Here is an 18547-nt window from a genome sequence, read left to right as displayed (position 1 = left end):
CATCAGGCAAGCGAACGGGGCGCTCTTGAGCGCCCCGTTTTTATTTTTGTTGGCGAAACGCGCTAGGCGACTGGCCGGTGGCGCGTTTGAAGAAGCGCGAAAAATAGGCCGGTTCGGAAAACCCCAGGCTGTCGGACACCTGATTGATGGTCATGGTGGTGTAAATCAGATTGCGCTTGGCCTCCAGCAGCAGCCGCTGGCTGATGATCTGCAACGCCGACTGGTTGCACAGGCGCCGACACAGCGCATTCAGATGAGCCGCACTGAGCCCCATCGCCTGTGCATGCTGCTCAATGGACCAATGCTCGCGAAAGCTCGTCTCCAGTTGATGCATGAACACCTGTAAATGCTCACGCCCGCGGTCCAGCGTATGAATTTCTTCACCGGCGTGCTCGCGGCTACGCCGACTCAGCCAGACCACCAGCACATTGATCAACGAATGCAGCATCAGATCGCGACCTGCTTCGGGCTGTCGGTATTCGCGAGCGATGGCGCTGAACAACGTGTCGACGTAATGGCTGTCTGGCCCAAGCTCATAGCAACGTGCTGTACTCATCGCCGAACTGTCGAGCGCCGTCTCAAGCTGTTCCACCAACGGCCGCGCCAGGCTGAGAATGTGCCCCTGAATGTCTTCGGCAAACCTGAAGGTATGTACGCTCAACGCCGGGACCACCTGCAGCGAAGGCGTTTCAACTTCGCGGACCATGTCCTCGACTTTCAGCATCGCCTTGCCCGATTGCACATACAGCAACTGGACCAGATCGCCATGCCGATGCGGTTTGATCTCCCACTCGTGAACCTTGCTGCGTTCCGGAATCGACTCGCAATGAATCAGATCCGGCGTCGGCCACGCGGTGGTTTCGCCGTAAAGCTTGAACACCGGTATTGCTGTAATGGCAGACCTGGCCATGCCGTCCTCCCCACTGAACCCTCGAAAAGTCCAGATAATTAACCGGATATTGCCTTCTTATCCCGACACCATCCATTAAAAATGCAGGAGACAAAAACAATTGCATCCCGCGGGTCACGGCCGGCAGGGATCACCAGACAGGACAATACTCATGAAAACCCAAGTCGCCATTATCGGCTCAGGCCCCTCAGGACTATTGCTGGGGCAACTGCTGCAGCGCGCTGGCATCGACAACATCATCGTCGAACGCAAGGACCCCGACTACATCCTCTCGCGTATTCGTGCAGGCGTGCTGGAGCAAGGCATGGTCGACCTGTTGCGTGAAGCCGGCGTGAGTGAACGTATGGATGCCGAGGGCCTGATTCACGATGGTTTCGAGCTGGCATTCGACGGACGCTGCGAGCGCATCGACCTGAAACACCTGGCCGATGGCAAAACGGTGATGGTCTACGGACAGACCGAAGTGACCCGCGACCTCATGAAAGCGCGCGCCCTCAGCGGCGCGATGACGGTGTATGACGCTTCAGACGTCGAAGCCCACGACCTGAAAACTGACCATCCTTACCTGACGTTCATGAAAGATGGCGAGACCGTGCGCCTGGACTGCGACTACGTTGCGGGCTGCGACGGTTTTCACGGTGTTTCCCGGCAATCCATTCCAGCCGAAGCACTCAAAGTATTCGAGCGCATCTATCCTTTCGGATGGCTTGGCGTGTTGGCCGACACGCCACCAGTCAATGAAGAACTGGTCTACGCCAACCACCCGCGCGGCTTTGCCCTGTGCAGCATGCGTTCGGCGGTTCGCACCCGTTATTACGTGCAGGTCAGCGCCGACGAGAACGTCGAAGACTGGTCGGATGAACGCTTCTGGAGCGAACTTAAATCCCGCCTGCCCGAGCATCTGGCAGAGCGCCTGGTGACTGGCCCGTCTATCGAGAAAAGCATTGCGCCGCTGCGCAGCTTTGTAGTGGAGCCCATGCAGTATGGCCGCCTGTTCTTGCTGGGCGACGCCGCGCACATCGTCCCGCCCACCGGCGCCAAAGGCTTGAACCTGGCGGCCAGCGACGTCAGCACGCTGTACCGGATCCTGCTCAAGGTCTACCGCGAAGGCCGCACCGACCTGCTGGAAAAGTACTCGCAAATCTGCCTGCGCCGGGTATGGAAAGCCGAACGTTTCTCCTGGTGGATGACGTCGGTGCTGCACAACTTCCCCGATACCGACGCGTTCAGCCAGCGCATTCAGCAGACCGAGCTGGACTACTACGTAGGCTCGGAGGCCGGGCGCAGGACGATTGCCGAGAATTATGTGGGGTTGCCGTATGAGGCGATTGAGTAGCCAGACAACTCTCGTGCCAATGCTCCGCGTTGGCATATATTTCTGGACGCTCTGCGTCCGCACTTGAGCAGACGCCGCGACGCAGATTTGTGACGCGGAGCGTCACCCAAGGTATTCCCACGCCGGAGCGTGAGGAACGAGAGGAGTCTGCCTGATGACTCTCGTGCCAATGCTCCGCGTTGGCATACATTTCTGGACGCTCTGCGTCCGCTCATTAATATGCGCCGCGATGCAGATTTGTGCGGAGCATCACCCAAAGCATTCTCAGGCAGGGGTGAGCGAGAAGTGTCTGAAGGGTGATGCGCAAAATTCTGCACATCAAATAGCCGGGTAAAACGGACCAAGGCATGCAGTTCAAGCTCTCCAGCAGATAAGGACAGGTTTGCGCACATGCGCATAAACCTGCGCGCTATTTCGCGATTCCTGGCTGAAAATCAGTCGAAATCCTCTGCCAGATATTCCTATCCTTTTGTTTTTAAACAATAAAAAAATTAACGGCACATATCTTGGAATGCAGCGCTTTCTGTAGTGGGCGAAGTGGCCCGCTTCTGTGGAGAGAACGCCTCGTATGACCGATAAAAACGGCACGCGCCAACAACGACGTGCAGCATGCTTCGACAAGACTCCGGCTACGGCGACCAGCCTGTGCCCCTTCAAGGGCCCGAGCATCGCTATCGTGCCGGTGCGCTATGCGCTGGATCGCTCGCGCTATGATGCTGATCCCAAACAATTGAAACCGCTGCCCAAAGACGGTAAATGGGCCAGCCTGCCGACGTTGAAAACGCGCAGTTACACCTTGCGCCAACTGTACGACGGCTACGTTTACGTCTTCGACGAAACAGCCGGAACCCTGCATGAATACGCAGTGTCTGCCGCTGACGGCCATCTGAGCAAAATCGTCTGGAGCGACGCGCAGGTGGGCAGCGATCAGCGAAGCGGTGGCACTGACGGCAAACCGTTTCTGCTCTACCCGCGCAGCAACCGGCTGCACATCGCCTTTTCGCCGCTCCAGTGGACATGGCGTATTTGCGAGCACATGCGCTCCAACCCGCCGAGTCGCGCGTTATGGATGAAAGCGCTGGACCTGCCCCGCTACTGCATCACCATGGCCGAGCCGGACACCCTGCCGCTAAACCACATCGCAGAGGCCGTGGCGGATGTCGACAAAGGCAACGTTATTGACGACGGCCGTTTTGCAGATTCGGCGATTCCCACTGCCCGTTCGCCATCCAGCGACGAGGCCACATCGTTGTTTTCGCCGGTCGGCGCTGACGTTTTCTGGCTGGGCAGCGTGGACGACAAGGACAGCTCGCTGCTCATCGCCCTTGACGACCCGTTGGCCGTTTTCAATGACCTGGGCATGCAACTGGCCGCCGATCAGGCGGCATACCGCAACTGGCAAGCCGAACACGAACACAAGATTCAGATCGCCCAGACCGTTACCACGCTGTGTGGCGCTGAAAGCGAACCGGAGAAACTGCCCGCATCGGTACGCGGTGATGCGGCTGGAACGCACCAGTACCTGAGCGACGTCGAGGCCTGGTTTGATCAATGCATCATTGAAGAGGCGCAGATCAACAGCAGCTCGGTGCCCGGAGACTTTCTGGTGCTGCCGGACATGTTCAAAAGTTTAGACATGCGCAAATCCATTGAAGCGCGTTATGGTAGCGCACCTTCCGAACAGGACGCGCAAGTCTGGAAGGATCGCCATAAATGGCGGCGCGAAGTCGATTTCACCGGTGCGCGTCAGTACCTCCTGCAGCATCTGCCGGCCGGCGAAAAGCTGCTGCAACAGGTGCGTGACACGCAGAGCGATTTCCGCCAGTGGTCAACATACCTGGGCACGGAACCACTCAAGCTGTTCATTGACACCACCCACCCGAACACCCTGCTGTACCTGCAAATGATCCTGCTCAATCTGCAGATCATCTACGCGCAGGACAACGCAGCCAGCGCCTGGCTTGCCGAACAGGAAGCCAACACCAGCAGCCTGTTTGGCACCTTGCGCTATGGCTTCTCGCCCGCGCTCAAAGACGCCCTGCATCACGAAGCCAATGCACTGCTCAACGGCCTTGGTGACGTGACTAACCTGGCCACGCGCATCGGCGAGCTCAATGGCGCGCTCAATCATCAGGGCTTTGCCGACAAACCGTGGATGAAGGCACTGAAGCAACCGGTTCAAGACACCTTCAAAGCACTCGGCGACCTGGCCAGCGGCGCAGGCAAGGCGACACTTGAAAGTATCCTGCTGGCGTGGGTGCCTATCGACAGCCGCCACGCAATTGGCAAAAAGCAGAACATCGTTGCCCTGATTCGCACGCTGTTGATCGGTCAGGTCCTGCTTGATTCGCCGACACGTATCGCGATCAATCAACAGGTCTTCACCAGGCTCAAACAGTGGATACGTGAGTGGCAGGTGCTTAACAAACAGATCAGCGACACTCGCCGCAGCTGGCTCTACCCGACCGCCTACAACACCCGCAAAAGCACCGCCAACCACCTGAATGCCCTGAGGGAAAGACTTCGTCTGCATGAACTGAGCATGCCCGCCCTGCTCGACTTTCAGAACAAAGAATATGCGAAGCAGTTGCAGGACGAAATTCGCCAGTACTTCCAGACCGGCAAAGCCATTACCAAGGACTGGCTCGCCCACGCCAAACGCTGGATCGACAAGCTGGGCGGTATCGCGGGCTCGATCACCTGGGGCGTGATCATGGCCAACTTCATCAATACCGCCCTCACCTATCGGGACCTGACGAAAGATGGGGATTTCAGTCTGAAGGACATTGGCAAGGTCACTTACGGGTTGGGGTATAGCTTTAACCTGTTGATGGCGGTGTTTGTTGAAGCGCCTTGGGCGATTATCAGTACGGCAAAGCCACTTGTGATTGGCGGATATGACATCGGCATTCTTGACCAATCAGCGGCTTATTGGAAAGCACGGGGCAATGCAGTTTGGGGTGATGCGATACGCGGATTCAGAGGCTCGATGGTGGCGATGGGGGCGTTTGGGGTAGCGGCGGCCACGTTGGAAGTAGTCGACATTCACGATGACTGGAGCAAGCTGAAAACTTCAGCAGAAAAAAATGCGACCATGACAAAAGGATTTGCTACCGCTGCGATGGGCTTAGGTTCACTCGCTCAATTGCTGGTAGGCACTTCTCCTGTGAGCAGGCTGACTATCTTCGTCATGAGCCCTTGGTTTAGCGTTGCCCTCCTCGTTACAGGTGCAATCTATCTTTTCGCAACCATGGCATTGAATTACTTGAAACAAGATAGCGTCGGCTGGTGGCTACGCAAATCCTGCTGGTCCCGAGCACCTCAACACCGCTATCCAGAAACCGCGCAAGGGCAGAACGACGAGATTCGCGGCTTATTAGAGATACAGCTGGGCCCACAACTCCATGTGAAAAGCACCGTGCATTATGAAGATCGATACCTCGGTAAGGGCGATTACATGAGCGTAGCCGTACAAAATGGTGTCGGTATACAACTCCGCCTACCGAGCGCCATCCGGGGCTCTTCTGTGCACTTCAACGTTATCAGCAGCAAGCGCCCTTGGGGCCTGATGCCCGTAGAAAAAATTGAAAACTCAATACATGAAGATTTTCTGGATCGGGGGCAGCTCAGAAATACCAGTCAGTTTGGGTCTTTGACCGGAAAGCGCATAGAAAAAGCCAATGAAGACTTCACGTTCCCACGGATGCCACCCGAGAACGAGGATGTTATTTGGGAAACTTGGGTCCCATTAAAACAAGACGCATCTTACTTGGAGCTTCAAATTTGGTATCCACAAAACCTCATAAATCCTGGCGAAGAAGATAATGGCTATCTATTCCAGATGGAGTTAGGCGCTCAAGGAAGTACATCTATCGATGGTTTGACAGCAACTGATCTCGAAGTGAAGGCATCAAGTCGAGCGGGCTTCTTGACGCTCGAAATTGCGGAATAATAATATGACAATAGATCAATCAGCACCCCAGCAGAAAGCCATAACTACAGAAAACCACGTTAACTTGGTAGAGCCGGAAACGGCGATACATCCCTCAACAGGCAGAAACATCCTGAACTGGAAAATTAAAACCATCGCATTTCATAATAGAGAAATCATGCGAATGCAGCTACTTTTAGGAATCGGGTATATAGCCATGTTTCTGTTCAATGTCTGGATATGGTGGGATGCATTCATTCAGAAACCATATTGGGCAGTCATACTTATACTGGTTTTTGCGGGAAATTATGCCTATTTCGTAAGCCTGCTCATCCGCCAGAAAACCATCTACCACTACGCCATCAAAACCGACCGAGCCTCTGTCGAATACTACCTCCACTACCCCAACTTCGCGTCCGGCCTGTTTAAAGGCATTGCCCTGTTCGTCATCATAATATTCGTTCTTGTCGCCCTGATCACCGGCTCATTGCTGTTCCTGATCGGCCCGGTGGCGATGGCTTTTATCACCGCCGTCAAGCTGCTGAACTGGGAAAACCCGATCCATCACCGGCAGACCCGCCCCTGGCACGAACACAACTTCGTCACGGTCGATCACAAACGCCTGATGGTCATCATCCACTGCACCGACGTGACGACAGGGTTCGCCGCCCGCTTTCCCAGCAAAGAATTAATGAGCAAATACCTCGCGTTCCTGCGCGAGGTACTGCCAGCCACTGCTGAATACACTGAAAATGCCACTAACTGGCATCAGGGCTGATGCTACTCGGGCTTGAGTGAAAAACACCCTCAAGCCCGAGAAAGCAATCAATGCGCCATCGGCACCGTAAAGCGGAATTCGCTGCCCTGCCCCAACTGACTGTGAGCCGACAGTTCACCGCCGTGGGCTTTGATGATGCCTTGCGAGATGTACAGGCCCAGGCCGGTGCCGGTCGGGTTGCCTTCCTTGACGGTCCAGTAACGCTCAAAGATGTGCGGCAACTGCTCGGGGAGAATCCCCTCGCCGGAGTCGCGCACCGTGAACACGATTTCGCTGCCGTTGGACATCGCCGCCACGCCAATCTTGCCCAGTTTAGGGGTGAACTTGATGGCGTTGCCGATCAGGTTGGACAGCACCTGGAACAGACGCTCCGGGTCGGCATTGACCTTGATATCCGGCTCGGCGCTGAAGGACATCTCGATGGATTTGTCCATCGCCAACGGCGCGAGCAAGGTGTAGGCCTCTTCGAAGATCTGGCTGACTTCCAGCGGCTGTGGTGTGATGGTGTAGCGTCCGGCTTCGATCTTCGAGGTGTCGAGCAGGTCTTCGAGCAGCACGTTCATGCGGCTGGCAGCCTGCTGCATGGTATCGATGGCTGTGGAAATACGCCGTGACGTATGCGGACCGTCGGAGCTGAACGACTTTTGCATCATCCCGCACAGCATGGAAATAACCGTCATCGGGTTACGCAGGTCATGTGAGACGACAGCCACCAGTTCGTCACGCGCGCGAACGGCCTGTTGCTCTCTGCGTACCTGGCGGGCCAGGTCATTTTCCAGTGCAGAGCGACGCAAGTCATTGGCGGCATATACGTCGCCGTGACTCCACTGCGTCGCAATGCCGGTCATTTCGACCTTCCAGATTTCGAACGAAGTACGCGGACGCAGGCGCAAGCCATGTTCCGAGCTCTCCAGATCCAATGGTTTGTTCGGATCCCCGCTCCAGCGGACACTTTCCTTGACCTCGGGACGAAACCAGATCACGCCGTTGTCCACAGGCTTGGGCAAACTCATTGCCAGCACACCGCTGGCGATCGGCTGATAGGCCTCGGCAGGCGGGAAAACACTGGAAAGATGATGACTGGCATATACCGGTTCGCCACTTGCCATCATCCAGGCATGCAGCGCCCGTATATCGGCAGGCTCAGGGCAGTTGCCGAAGCAAAGTGTCTGACGGTCCTCGATGATCGCGACGCCGGTAGCACCCACCAGGTCCATCAGCAATTGTGGCTGCTGCGCCAGGCCGTCGAACACGTTGTCTTCGGACTCGGCCATAGCGTGATGCAGTTGCTTGAGCGCCAGGACCTTTGCCTCACGCTGGCGACTGATCTCCAGTGCTTCCATCGCGCTGATCTGCAACGACAACACCTGACCAATCGCCTGGCAGGCGCTGCGCAACTCGTGAGAAACGTACAGCGGCGTGCGGTGCCCGCAACTGATCAGCCCCCACAATTTGCCGCCCTGAATCAACGACACGCTCATTGAAGAGAGGACGCCCATGTTTTTCATGTACTGGCAGTGAATCGGCGAAACACTGCGCAGCGTCGAGAAGCTCAGGTCGAGTTGCTGGTGAGTGTCCGGGCGCAATTGCGGCACCAGGGGCACCGGGGTGTAATCGGCGTTCGGAATGATGCGCAGCCAGTTGCGGCGGTACAGCTCACGCGCCTGCTCGGGAATATCCGATGCGGGGAAGAACAGGCCGTTGAACAGTTCCATGGACGGCGCAGACGACTCAGCAATCACCTGACCGTGGCCTTCTTCTTCAAAACGATAGATCAGTACCCGGTCGTAACCGGTCATCTTCTGGATCTCGCGGACACTGACTTCATACAGCGTCTGCAGATCACTCGCCGCATGCAACTGACGCAACATACGCCCCATGTTGCCGGTACGCTCGGAATAACTGATCGATTGCGCGACCTTGTCCTGAATCTCAAGCTCCAGAACCAGCACACCCTGATGGCGGTGCAGCAAGGCTTCGAACTCGACACCATTGACCGACATCAACAGACGCGGCGCGTCGATGAAAGAGTCATGGGCACTGGTACTTTTGATAACGTCGGCCCAGCCAGCGCCGAGAATGCAGTCCAGTGTCTGCCCCAGCACCTCTTCGGGCGACAGGCCCAGCAGGTGCTGCACGTTGGCACTGACCTGCAATACCGTCAGCTCGGGCTCTGTCAGCGTGAACAGCACGCCATGCGGCTGGATGGCACCGGGAGTCTGGATAGGCTCATCTGCGCAATTGACCAAAAGGACTTCAAAAGAGTCATTGTCGAGTTGGCTCATAACAGTACCTCTTGACCGTCGAGCCAGTGCTCGAAACATGCAAATGTGGAGTGCGCTGCATGTGTCGCAGCATCAGCAAAAACAGTATCTCTCGGCGCCGTATCCAGATAAACCAGAAACGCCTTCCAGCGCGGTCCGGTCGCGCTGCCGTATACATCGAGGAAAGCGGCACCGCTTTGTTCATCAACACCCAGACGCTTGTGCATTTCGCGTCGCAATACCTGTCCGCCCAGTGTCGCACCTTCCAGTACATACATGACACCCAGGCAGGCACCCGGAGAGTCGACCACGGGCAGCCGGGGACAACCCGGAAGTTGCCCGATGTCGTCTTCAGACATGCCCAGCGCGCGCAAATCCCTGACCAGCATCGGCACCTTGATCCGATCATGCGGTTCAAGCGCAACAGGTATCAAGCCACTGGCATGCAAAGCCGCTTCAAGCGGTGCATGAAAGCCGTAATAAGCCTTAAGCAGGCGAAGATAAAGAGCGCTGTCCATTGCGGATGAAAAAAACGGCATGCGTTTTTCAAGTCGAACGTGTAACTGATTCGTTTCAGCGCGAAGTGCATCCAGCAACTTCAACGGGGGAACGCATGAAAAACTTGCCGGCATCCAGGAAGGCTCTTGAGTGTGCGATAGATGGAAAACGCATTCGAGCGAAAACACGCAGCAAAATACAGACTCGGCGCACAAGCTGACAGGTTTTTCCCACACAAACGATGAAAAACGAAAGATGCGCAGGGCAAACAGCTAATCATGAGGACCGGCTTTTTGCGTCGCCTGCCGATTCGTCTTCCAGAGACACGATAGGCGAAAACTGCGCGCTATACGCGCAGCGGCTTATCGTAGATCAGATTTTGGGCACTTTAACATCATTAGCGCCCAAGTCGGCCACTGTCCATGCCCATGGGGCGACCGTTGGTAGGTGTCGTGACCGCTGACAGGTCTTACTGATCGGGCTTAGCGCACATTCTGGTACAGCATTAATCGCGACGTCTCATGCAGGCCGCGGGTCAGGTCCCGCAGGCGCTCGAACTCTTGCGGGTTCTGCTCGGCGACGTTGTCCAGCGGCGTGGGCGATGCCAGATCGTGCAAGGTCGGCGAGCTGCCATCGTGCTCCATTTGCAATAAGTAATCGCGCGTGACGCCGCCGATGAGCGGAAAGGTGCCCTCGCGCAATACCAGCGGCACAACGCGCTCGCCTTCAGGTGCTGGCTGCTGGATGTCACGGCCCATCGTGCCACTGGTGAATGGCATCCCGGCCATGCCCGCCAGGGTCGGCAGCAAGTCCGCCAGGCCGACCGCTTCCTCGATCACGCGTGTTCCGAGCAGACCGGGCGCATGAATCAGCAGCGGTACGTTGTTGCTCTCAAGGCCCAGTTGCTCGAAGGCTGGCGCCATGTGCGGAATCTGGCTGATGCGCGTGTTGTGATCGCCGAACAGCACGAAAATGGTGTTCTCGTAATAACCACCCGCCTTGGCCAGCTCTATCAAACGCCCGATATTGAAGTCCAGCAGGCGCACGGCATTGTACTGCTCGACACTGCGCGACCCCGCTGCCTGAACTTGCTCGATGGTCTTTTCGCTGACCTGAAAGCCGTCGTTGTCTTTGGGAATGGTAAAGGGCCGGTGATTACCCGCAGTCTGGACGTAGGCAAAAAACGGTTTGTCGGCTGGCAACGCACGCAGGATACGGTCGCTCTCCTTGAACAGGTCCAGGTCGGAAACGCCCCATACGTCCACCTGCGGCGACTTCCAGTCGCGCTCGTCGTACAGGCGCACGTCGTCGATGCTGCGGCGGATCAACGCGTTCATGTTGGCCCACCCTGAATTGCCACCAATCATGTACAGCTTCTCGTAGCCCTTGAAGTCATTGATGATCGTGTTTTGCCGAGTGAGCAGTGGATGACGCGTCGCCGTTTCCTGACGCGTCACGTCGGGCACCCCAGTGATGCTGGCCCAGACAGTTTTCGCAGTGCCGGTGACCGGCACATAGAAATGCTTGAAGAACCAGCTTTGAGTCGCCAGATGATCCAGGTTCGGCGTCGGGTTGAGCGGGTTGCCATAAGCCCCGACCGCACTGGTGCCCAGCGATTCGAGCATCACGAACATAACGTTCGGCGGCCGCTCGCCCGGCAGCCGGTAAGGTTGCACAAGCTGCTGACGCTTGAAAGTCAGTGCTTGCGCGTCGGGCTCGTGAACCCCCAAATAGTGCGCAACCAACGCGTAATGCTCGCGCACCTGGGCTTCATCGAAGTGCGATTGGGAAACCTTGAGCGTGTCGTACAAAAACAGCGCCGGGTTGAGCCCCAATGCCGCGACCTGACTGTTGCCGGAGAAAAACGCATCGCTCCAGCGCAACGGCACCGGGTTTTCCAGATTGAGGTTTTCGACCCGGCCCAGCAGCCCGAAAAAAGTCGCGCAGACCATCACTGCCGATACCCACACCACCGACACGCGCCTGATCGGTCTGGCGTCGCGATCCAGCGTGACACGTTCAAGGCGCAGCAATGCCCAGCCCAGAGCAGCGACGGTCAGCAGCCAACCGGCCGTGATCCACAGCACCGGATAAGTCTGCCAGAGCATGTCGCGGGAAATCTGCGCATCGTCCAGATAACGCATCACGCTGGCATTGAGCCTGACCCCGAGGTAGGCGTAATGGCCGAAATCAACGATATGAATCATCGTCAGAATCGCCAGCGCGAGAATCAGATAACTTCGTGACAGCCAGCGTAAAGCTGGCACGCTGATCAGGTTCCAGCCCGGCAGCCAGAGCAGCACCGCAACCGGCAACAGAATCAGCAGCGCCAGACGCAGGTCGAAGCGCAGGCCGATACCGAGCGTTTCGGCTACTTCGCCGTGAGTCAGCAACATGCCCGGCTCGATGCCGGAAAACCCGTAAAAAAACACCGCCCTCAGCAACGCCGACAACAGGAACACCAACATGACGGCACCCAGCCAATAGCGCAGCCGTCGAGATTGCAACCCACTCATTCTTGTTCCTCTATACGTTGCCGGCAGACAGGGCAGCCGAACGGCGCTGCGCAGTCATGCGGCGATAAACAAAACGGACAGCCAGACTCAGCAAAGCGCCGCAGCAATACAGCGCAAGCAGCGGGTCAACCAGGTAGTCCCAATAGTTTTCCGAAGGTTTGAGCCTGAACGTGAACGCCAGCGTCGCGCCAGTCAGCATCACCACGCCCAGCGTATTACGCAGACAGATCAGCCCGAGCGCGATGAGCGCGACAATGATGATCATCGGCCGCGGGTTATAGCCCCAGCGGTAGGGATCGAAATAGGTCAGGCCGAGCGTTGCCGGGTACAGCGCCAGGGCCAGCGCGGCAAAGACCAGTAGCACGCTCAGGTGCGGCGAAGCAGCCACCGGTTTAACAACGCCCAGCCGTTGCAGGGTCAGCCAGCCCAGCAGTACCAGGCTGCTGATCGCCAGATCATCGGTGAGGCTGCGAGCATAGGCAGCCATCGACAGGCCGTCGATTGAGGCAACGCTCAACAGCGACGTCGCCGTCAGCAGGCCGCAGCGCCACCACAACGATGAAGTCAGCGGTGCCAACAACACAAACAGTGCCCAGGCAAACGCCAGATGAGCCAATCCCAACGCGATCATAAAAGCTGCTCCGCCAGCCAGGCCTCATTGAAGCTGACATGTTTGATGAACGTGTTATTCCAGGAATAGACCAGGTGATACAGGCCGTCCGGGCTACGGATGAAATACGGATATTCGTACTCGAAATCACAGCCCTCCGATGAGCAGACGCGCTGATCAAGATTGCTCAAAAACTCCGCTTCCATCGGCTGGCGAAGTGCACCGCTGGAAGCACGAAAACCTTCGCCGATGACCTCCTTGTAGGCTTCCAGAGAGAACGGGGTGCCCAGCGGATCGGGCGACTTGTCCAGATCAGGCAGCGGCCGCCAGACCTTCATCTGCTCATCGGTGCTGTACAGGCTGAGTTTGAAGCGGCCCTCGCGCAGGTCATTGAGCGCCACCAGCATACCTTTGCCCGGCACGCCGACCGCCGCCAGCGATGAGTTGGGGTTGCTCGGCGTCAGCGGATACGGTTCGCTCCAGGTTTGCCCGCCGTCTTCGGTGCGGCTGGCCAGTACCCGATGGAAGGTTTCACCGGCATAACGCAACAGCGCCACACCGCGCTGTTCGTCCAGCGGAACAACGGTTGGCTGCAGGGAGTTCTTGCCGCGGCTGATGCGAAATTTGTCGATCACCTCGCCGTTCGCGCTCAGGTAAAGGTATTCGGCGAATTTGCCCAGAAACTCGTGATACACCGGCAGGCCGATCGAGCCGTCGGCATGAAACACCGGCGCGCCACGGACCAGTGTGCTGATGTTCAGAAACGGCGACGTCACCAATTGACGCGGCGGCGACCAGCTGGCACCCATATCACTGGAGACCATGGCGTTGACCGAGCTGCCGGCCCAGCCGCCCACCGACACCGAGACGTAGAACAGCCACAACCGGTTATCCGGAGCCAGCGCTATCACCGGATTGCCCAACTTGCGGATGTACTTGCCGGTGCCGGTCTGGGTCGATTCACGGGTCGCCAGCACCTGCTCGCCGCCCCATTCCTCAATACGCGCATCGAATCGCGAGGTGCGGATTTCGACGTCTCCCGCGCCTTCGCGGGAACCGGCAAACCACACCGCCATCAGGTCGCCGCCGGGCAGCGCAGTCACGGCTGACGAATGCACGAAATCGTCCAGATCGGAGGAGGCGAAACGCGAACTGTAGGACGCCTTGGGCGCAATGCTTTCAGTGCCCGCGGGGGCTGGGCTCACGGCAAAACCGGAAATCCGGTGCAACGGATGGCTAAGCCATGCGCTGAGAAAAATCGCTACCACAATAAGGCCTGCGCTCCATGCAGTCAGGTTTTTGGAAATAACAGGCATCAAGAGGCATCACTGTGATGAAGGACAAGGATAATTTTTCAGCGATGGCTATCTTCAGGTAAGGGACGTCGTTTTCCTGTCAGCATCGACAGAGGCAGATTGTCACGCACCTGAAAACTTTCGAAGATCGCCGCAGCCATGTGCAGCACCACCAGAGCACACAGCGTGTTGGCGAGAATTTCATGGGTCTGCAGTGGCCAGTCGGCGCCCCACAAGGCATCGACCTCTTCCATCAGAAAACCGGTCAGGCCCATGCCGAAGATCAGCGCCATCATTAGAACCATGACCAGCGCGCCCAGCGGCGAGTGACCAAGCCGATGTATCGGCTGGCGGGTTATCAGCGAACCTAAATGCGCACGCAGACGCGCCGGACTCGGCCAGAAATCACTCCAGCGGGCGCTGGTCGGCCCGAGGAATCCCCACACCACTCGCACCGCCAGCCAGGCAACCGCGTAGTAGCCAAGCCAGACGTGCCAGTCGCCGCCCGCTTCATTGAAGAAGTAATTAGCAACGAAAACACCCGCGATCGAGACGTGAAACAGCCTGACCAGCGGGTCCCACAGGCGCAGGGAAACCCGGCTCATTACTTGATCTCGGTCTTGACCGCTTTACCGCTGACCGGATCGTGGTAGATCTCGACCTTGCGCTTGTCCTTGTCGAACCCGTAGATCTCGTAGCAGTTGCCATCGGTGACCTTGAACTTGCTGATCTCGTAACCCTGAGCCTTGAGTTGCTCCTGGAACTTGGCCTGATCCTGCCATTGGGACTTTTCAGCGGTGGTGCATTGCGGACCGGCAAGCGCCAGCGGGCTGGCCAACAACAGGGAAATCAGCAGGACTTTACGCATGACAGCTACTCGCAGGCAGTTAAGAAGCGCCTACTGTGCGAAACCAATCTTAGGAAAAGCTTAACGCGCAACAGCTGGTAACATCTTCCCGGACACATGGCACTTCGCGGCACCGCAGGCTGACGGCATCATGGCGCCCTTCTCCCCATACTCATTGGTCGAAAACCTATGCGCTTGCTTCTTGTCGAGGATGATCGTGCGATTGGCCAAGGCATCCGTGTGGCCCTGAACAATGAGGGCTTCACGCTCGACTGGCTGGAAGACGGTTTGAGTGCGCTGCACGCCCTGCGCAGCGAACCATTCGACCTGTTGCTGCTCGACCTCGGCCTGCCACGCATGGACGGCTTCGACCTGTTGCGCCAGTTGCGCGCCGAAGAACTCGCCCTGCCGGTGCTGATCCTGACCGCCCGCGACGGCACTGCCGACCGCATTGCCGGGCTGGATGCCGGTGCCGACGATTACCTGGTCAAGCCGTTCGACGTCGATGAGTTGAAAGCCCGCGTGCGGGCCTTGCTCAGGCGCAGCCAGGGGCGTGCGCAACCGTTGCTGGAACATGCTGGCATCAGCCTCGACCCTGCTTCACAGCAGGTCAGTTTCAAGGGCAGCGAAGTGCCGATGACGCCGATGGAATATCAGCTGCTGCATCAACTAATGATCCGCCCCGGCAAAGTAGTGACCCGCGAGCGCCTGTCCAACACCCTGTACGGCTGGCAGGACAAGGTCGAAAGCAACACCCTGGAAGTACTGATTCACAACCTGCGCAAGAAATTGTCCACTGAGCTGATCCGCACCGTGCGCGGCGTCGGCTACCTGCTGGAGCTCAAGGCATGACCTCAGTACGCGCGCGTATTCTGGTTCCGGTGCTGCTGCTGTTGCTGCTCGGCGATCTGGCCATCAGCCTGCTGGCCCTGCGCGACAGTCATCATGAAATCGAAGAGGTCTACGACGCGCAACTGGCCCAGAGCGCACGCTTGCTGCAGGGCGTGCTAAGCCAGCGGGCGGCAGGTGAACAGGATCTGGACAAGCTGTATCAGGCGTTCGACAAGGCCATGAGCAGGGTCGGTACCAGTGGTGTTGCACACCCCTACGAAACCCGGCTGACGTTTCAGGTCTGGCGCACCTCGGGCGAGCTGCTGGTGCGCTCGGCCGAAGCGCCATTACTCACAGCTCCGCCCGCCGAAGAAGGCTCCCACGACCTGGTCGAAAACGGCCACGAATGGTGCGGTTTTCTGCTCGCCGATCCACAGCAGGGTTTCCTGATCTGGGTCGGCGAACGCGACGATGTGCGTCAGGACCTGATTCAGCGCATCGTCAGTCACACCTTGTGGCCCACGCTGATCGGCGTGCCATTGCTGGTGGTCGCGATCTGGCTGGCGATTGGCTGGGGCCTGCGCCCGCTGCAATCGATGGCCAAGGTAATTCGCAAACGCGACGCCGAAAGCCTGGAACCTCTCGACATAACGCCGCTGCCCAAAGAGCTGGAGCCTATGCAGTACGCGCTCAATGGTCTGCTGACCCAGATTGAAAGCGTGCTGGAACGGGAGCGCCGCTTCATCGCCGACGCGGCCCATGAATTGCGCACACCGCTGACCGTCCTGCGTATCCATGCGCAAAACGCCCGGCAGGCAGAAAGCCCGGAACAACGTCTGGAAGCGCTGGATTTTCTGGTGCATGGCGTCGACCGCGCAGCGCGTCTGGCCAGTCAGTTGTTGACCATGGCCCGGCTTGAGCCACGCGTCGAGCTCAGCCAGTTACAGACCTTCGAACTGAACACGCTGGTGCGTGAGGAAATGGCCGAGCTGACACCGCTGGCGCTGGAAAAACGCGTCGATCTGGTGTTCGAAGCCGGCGATGACTGCGTGATCCACAGCGACCCGGCGGCCATCACCATCGCATTGCAAAACCTGCTGACCAACGCACTCAACTTCGCGCCGCCGGCCAGCGAGATTCGCGTGATGCTCAACCGTCAGCAGGACGGCAGCGCGCACCTGTGCGTCGAAGACTCGGGCCCGGGCATCGATGAGCAGCAGAAGGCGCGTCTGTTCGAGCGTTTTTACAGCCAGGGCCACAGCAATGGCGCTGGGCTGGGGCTGGCGATTGTCGACATGATCGTGCGCAAACTGGAAAGCAGCCTGCACCTGCGCAACTCGGCGCAGGGCGGACTGTGTGCGGAGTTACGGCTCAAGAGTCGAACGGCCTGATAGCTGACGCGTCAAAGCACTACGCGCAGGCATTGTCCGGCGTGGTACAGCGTGAAACCGGCATCGTAGGCAAGGGTGCGCAGAGAACGCCCTGAGACCTTTTTGCTACCGGAAAAGCTCACCGGCAGCGCCGCCGCATCGTCAGTCAGCAAGTAATCGGCGAAGCATTTGCCCACCAGCGTTCCGGTGGTGACCCCACGGCCATTGAACCCGGTCGCGGCCAGCAACCCCGGCGCAGGCTCGAACAGGCGCAACAAGTGGTCTGGCGTGAAGCCGATGCGGCCGGTCCATGTGCTTTCCCACTCAACCCGACCCAACTGTGGAAAATAATGCTGCTGGACGCGATCAGCCCACTGACGAATGAACCACAGTGGATAATTGCCGGCATTGCCGAGGCTGCCCAGCAGCAAACGCCCATGCGCATCGCGACGAATATTGCTGAGCACTGTGCGCGTATCCCATGAACCCTGCCCGCCGCGCAGAATGCCCGCTTGCGCCGCACCACTGAGTGGCTGCGAGGCGACCTGATAGTAGTAGCCGGCGAACATGTGATCCTTGACGTCGGTCCACTCGCCTTCGGTGTAGGCGTTGGAGGCAATGATCACTTTCCCGGCCCGCACGCTGCCAGCCGCCGTTGAAACCTTCCAGCCGTCTTCAGTGCGTTGCAGGCCCGTCACCGCAGATTCGCCAAACACCTGACCACCGCGCGCCACAACGTTGAGCGCCATGCCCGACACATACGCCATCGGGTTGACCGTACCGGCCCTATGATCGAGCAACGCGCCGCTGACCTTATCGGTGCCGCAGGCGTCTTCGCAGGGCTTGCCGGTCAGCAATTCGACGTTGGCACCGCGCCGCTGCCATTGTTCTGCGCGGCTTTGCAAATCCTCCAGTCCCTTGCTGTTATGCGCCATGTGCAGGTTGCCGGTACGGGTGTCCTGGCAATCAATGCGGTACTTATCGATAGTCGAGAACACCAGCGCCGGCGCTGCGCCGAGTGCCGTGTTGAGGCGGCTGGCCTCGACGCTACCCAACACCTTTTCCAGCGCATCGGGCGCCACCCAGGTTCCGGCGTTGACCAGCCCCACGTTGCGTCCCGACCCGCCGTGGCCGACCTGATGGGCTTCGACCACGCACACCGACTTGCCGCCCTCAAGCAACTGCAACGCTGCCGAGAGACCGGTAAAACCGGCGCCGATGATGCACACGTCGGCGTTTCGCTCACCGGTCAGCGCCGGGCTCACCGGACGTTGCGGAGTCAATTGTTCCCACAGACAGCCTTCAGCAAACTGCACCATCGAAAAACTCCAGCCATGTCGGTGAAAAGCGCCCAGTCCAGA

Annotated in this window: 14 protein-coding genes; 5 read left to right on the top strand and 9 right to left on the bottom strand. The window is 58.2% G+C overall.

Features of this window, described 5'->3' with window-relative positions:
* Positions 1 to 40: 40 nt before the first annotated feature.
* A complete protein-coding gene (locus N018_RS07850) occupies positions 41 to 910 on the bottom strand; it encodes a helix-turn-helix domain-containing protein (protein WP_024643843.1) in 870 nt (289 codons plus the stop codon).
* 151 nt (positions 911 to 1061) lie between these two features.
* Here N018_RS07850 and pobA point away from each other — a divergent pair, with 151 nt between their 5' ends.
* The 3 genes from pobA (at position 1062) to N018_RS07835 (ending at position 6955) form a co-directional block, all read left to right on the top strand.
* Positions 1062 to 2246 (top strand): 4-hydroxybenzoate 3-monooxygenase, encoded by a 1185-nt coding sequence (gene pobA / locus N018_RS07845; RefSeq protein ID WP_025389282.1) that lies wholly within the window; start codon positions 1062 to 1064, stop codon positions 2244 to 2246.
* A gap of 568 nt (positions 2247 to 2814) precedes the next feature.
* A complete protein-coding gene (locus N018_RS07840; protein WP_025389281.1) occupies positions 2815 to 6198 on the top strand; it encodes a toxin VasX in 3384 nt (1127 codons plus the stop codon).
* A 4-nt stretch (positions 6199 to 6202) separates the two neighbouring features.
* Positions 6203 to 6955 (top strand): permease, encoded by a 753-nt coding sequence (locus tag N018_RS07835; RefSeq protein ID WP_229631327.1) that lies wholly within the window; start codon positions 6203 to 6205, stop codon positions 6953 to 6955.
* Between the two features lie 47 nt (positions 6956 to 7002).
* On the opposite strand, the gene N018_RS07830 is transcribed toward N018_RS07835, so the two are convergent.
* The 7 genes from N018_RS07830 to N018_RS07800 all read right to left on the bottom strand — a co-directional run bounded on the left by N018_RS07830 (position 7003) and on the right by N018_RS07800 (position 15006).
* Positions 7003 to 9240 (bottom strand): ATP-binding protein, encoded by a 2238-nt coding sequence (locus N018_RS07830; RefSeq protein WP_024644629.1) that lies wholly within the window; start codon positions 9238 to 9240, stop codon positions 7003 to 7005.
* Positions 9237 to 9851: a biliverdin-producing heme oxygenase gene (locus N018_RS07825; protein WP_025389279.1), complete on the bottom strand. Its 615-nt coding sequence runs from the start codon at positions 9849 to 9851 to the stop codon at positions 9237 to 9239. The genes N018_RS07830 and N018_RS07825 overlap by 4 nt, the downstream gene beginning before the upstream one ends.
* A gap of 348 nt (positions 9852 to 10199) precedes the next feature.
* Positions 10200 to 12233, bottom strand: coding sequence for an LTA synthase family protein (locus N018_RS07820; protein WP_025389278.1), 2034 nt, complete (start codon positions 12231 to 12233; stop codon positions 10200 to 10202).
* Between the two features lie 10 nt (positions 12234 to 12243).
* Entirely contained in the window at positions 12244 to 12864 is a 621-nt protein-coding gene (locus N018_RS07815; RefSeq protein WP_025389277.1) for a hypothetical protein, read from the bottom strand.
* The gene (locus N018_RS07810; protein ID WP_024644633.1) at positions 12861 to 14159 is read right to left on the bottom strand and encodes a sialidase family protein; all 1299 of its coding nucleotides are present in this window, start codon (positions 14157 to 14159) and stop codon (positions 12861 to 12863) included. Before N018_RS07810 ends, N018_RS07815 begins: the two co-directional genes overlap by 4 nt.
* 38 nt (positions 14160 to 14197) lie before the next feature.
* Positions 14198 to 14743, bottom strand: a complete 546-nt coding sequence (locus N018_RS07805; protein WP_025389276.1) for a cytochrome b/b6 domain-containing protein — start codon at positions 14741 to 14743, stop codon at positions 14198 to 14200.
* Positions 14743 to 15006: a PepSY domain-containing protein gene (locus N018_RS07800; protein ID WP_024644635.1), complete on the bottom strand. Its 264-nt coding sequence runs from the start codon at positions 15004 to 15006 to the stop codon at positions 14743 to 14745. The genes N018_RS07805 and N018_RS07800 overlap by 1 nt, the downstream gene beginning before the upstream one ends.
* A 168-nt stretch (positions 15007 to 15174) precedes the next feature.
* Here N018_RS07800 and N018_RS07795 point away from each other — a divergent pair, with 168 nt between their 5' ends.
* Together N018_RS07795 and N018_RS07790 are read left to right on the top strand one after the other, a co-directional pair.
* On the top strand, positions 15175 to 15837 hold the full coding sequence (locus N018_RS07795) for a response regulator (RefSeq protein ID WP_024644636.1): 663 nt from the start codon (positions 15175 to 15177) through the stop codon (positions 15835 to 15837).
* On the top strand, positions 15834 to 17207 hold the full coding sequence (locus tag N018_RS07790; protein ID WP_025389275.1) for a sensor histidine kinase: 1374 nt from the start codon (positions 15834 to 15836) through the stop codon (positions 17205 to 17207). Before N018_RS07795 ends, N018_RS07790 begins: the two co-directional genes overlap by 4 nt.
* Before the next feature lie 11 nt (positions 17208 to 17218).
* Here N018_RS07790 and amaA read toward each other — a convergent pair whose 3' ends face one another.
* Positions 17219 to 18505, bottom strand: coding sequence for an L-pipecolate oxidase (gene amaA / locus N018_RS07785; RefSeq protein ID WP_025389274.1), 1287 nt, complete (start codon positions 18503 to 18505; stop codon positions 17219 to 17221).
* Positions 18506 to 18547: the final 42 nt, after the last annotated feature.

It is taken from the genome of Pseudomonas syringae CC1557, assembly GCF_000452705.1.
GTDB classification, from domain to species: Bacteria; Pseudomonadota; Gammaproteobacteria; order Pseudomonadales; family Pseudomonadaceae; genus Aquipseudomonas; species Aquipseudomonas syringae_F.
The sequence above is the reverse complement of the archived record's forward strand: the minus strand, read 5'-3'. Positions and strand labels throughout refer to the sequence as shown.

Bases quoted from the DNA above. Each gene is read 5' to 3' on its own strand.
- N018_RS07850 (WP_024643843.1), bottom strand. From the start codon at position 910: ATGGCCAGGTCTGCCATTACAGCAATACCGGTGTTCAAGCTTTACGGC.
- pobA (WP_025389282.1), top strand. From the start codon at position 1,062: ATGAAAACCCAAGTCGCCATTATCGGCTCAGGCCCCTCAGGACTATTG.
- N018_RS07840 (WP_025389281.1), top strand. From the start codon at position 2,815: ATGACCGATAAAAACGGCACGCGCCAACAACGACGTGCAGCATGCTTC.
- N018_RS07835 (WP_229631327.1), top strand. From the start codon at position 6,203: ATGACAATAGATCAATCAGCACCCCAGCAGAAAGCCATAACTACAGAA.
- N018_RS07830 (WP_024644629.1), bottom strand. From the start codon at position 9,240: ATGAGCCAACTCGACAATGACTCTTTTGAAGTCCTTTTGGTCAATTGC.
- N018_RS07825 (WP_025389279.1), bottom strand. From the start codon at position 9,851: ATGCCGGCAAGTTTTTCATGCGTTCCCCCGTTGAAGTTGCTGGATGCA.
- N018_RS07820 (WP_025389278.1), bottom strand. From the start codon at position 12,233: ATGAGTGGGTTGCAATCTCGACGGCTGCGCTATTGGCTGGGTGCCGTC.
- N018_RS07815 (WP_025389277.1), bottom strand. From the start codon at position 12,864: ATGATCGCGTTGGGATTGGCTCATCTGGCGTTTGCCTGGGCACTGTTT.
- N018_RS07810 (WP_024644633.1), bottom strand. From the start codon at position 14,159: ATGCCTGTTATTTCCAAAAACCTGACTGCATGGAGCGCAGGCCTTATT.
- N018_RS07805 (WP_025389276.1), bottom strand. From the start codon at position 14,743: ATGAGCCGGGTTTCCCTGCGCCTGTGGGACCCGCTGGTCAGGCTGTTT.
- N018_RS07800 (WP_024644635.1), bottom strand. From the start codon at position 15,006: ATGCGTAAAGTCCTGCTGATTTCCCTGTTGTTGGCCAGCCCGCTGGCG.
- N018_RS07795 (WP_024644636.1), top strand. From the start codon at position 15,175: ATGCGCTTGCTTCTTGTCGAGGATGATCGTGCGATTGGCCAAGGCATC.
- N018_RS07790 (WP_025389275.1), top strand. From the start codon at position 15,834: ATGACCTCAGTACGCGCGCGTATTCTGGTTCCGGTGCTGCTGCTGTTG.
- amaA (WP_025389274.1), bottom strand. From the start codon at position 18,505: ATGGTGCAGTTTGCTGAAGGCTGTCTGTGGGAACAATTGACTCCGCAA.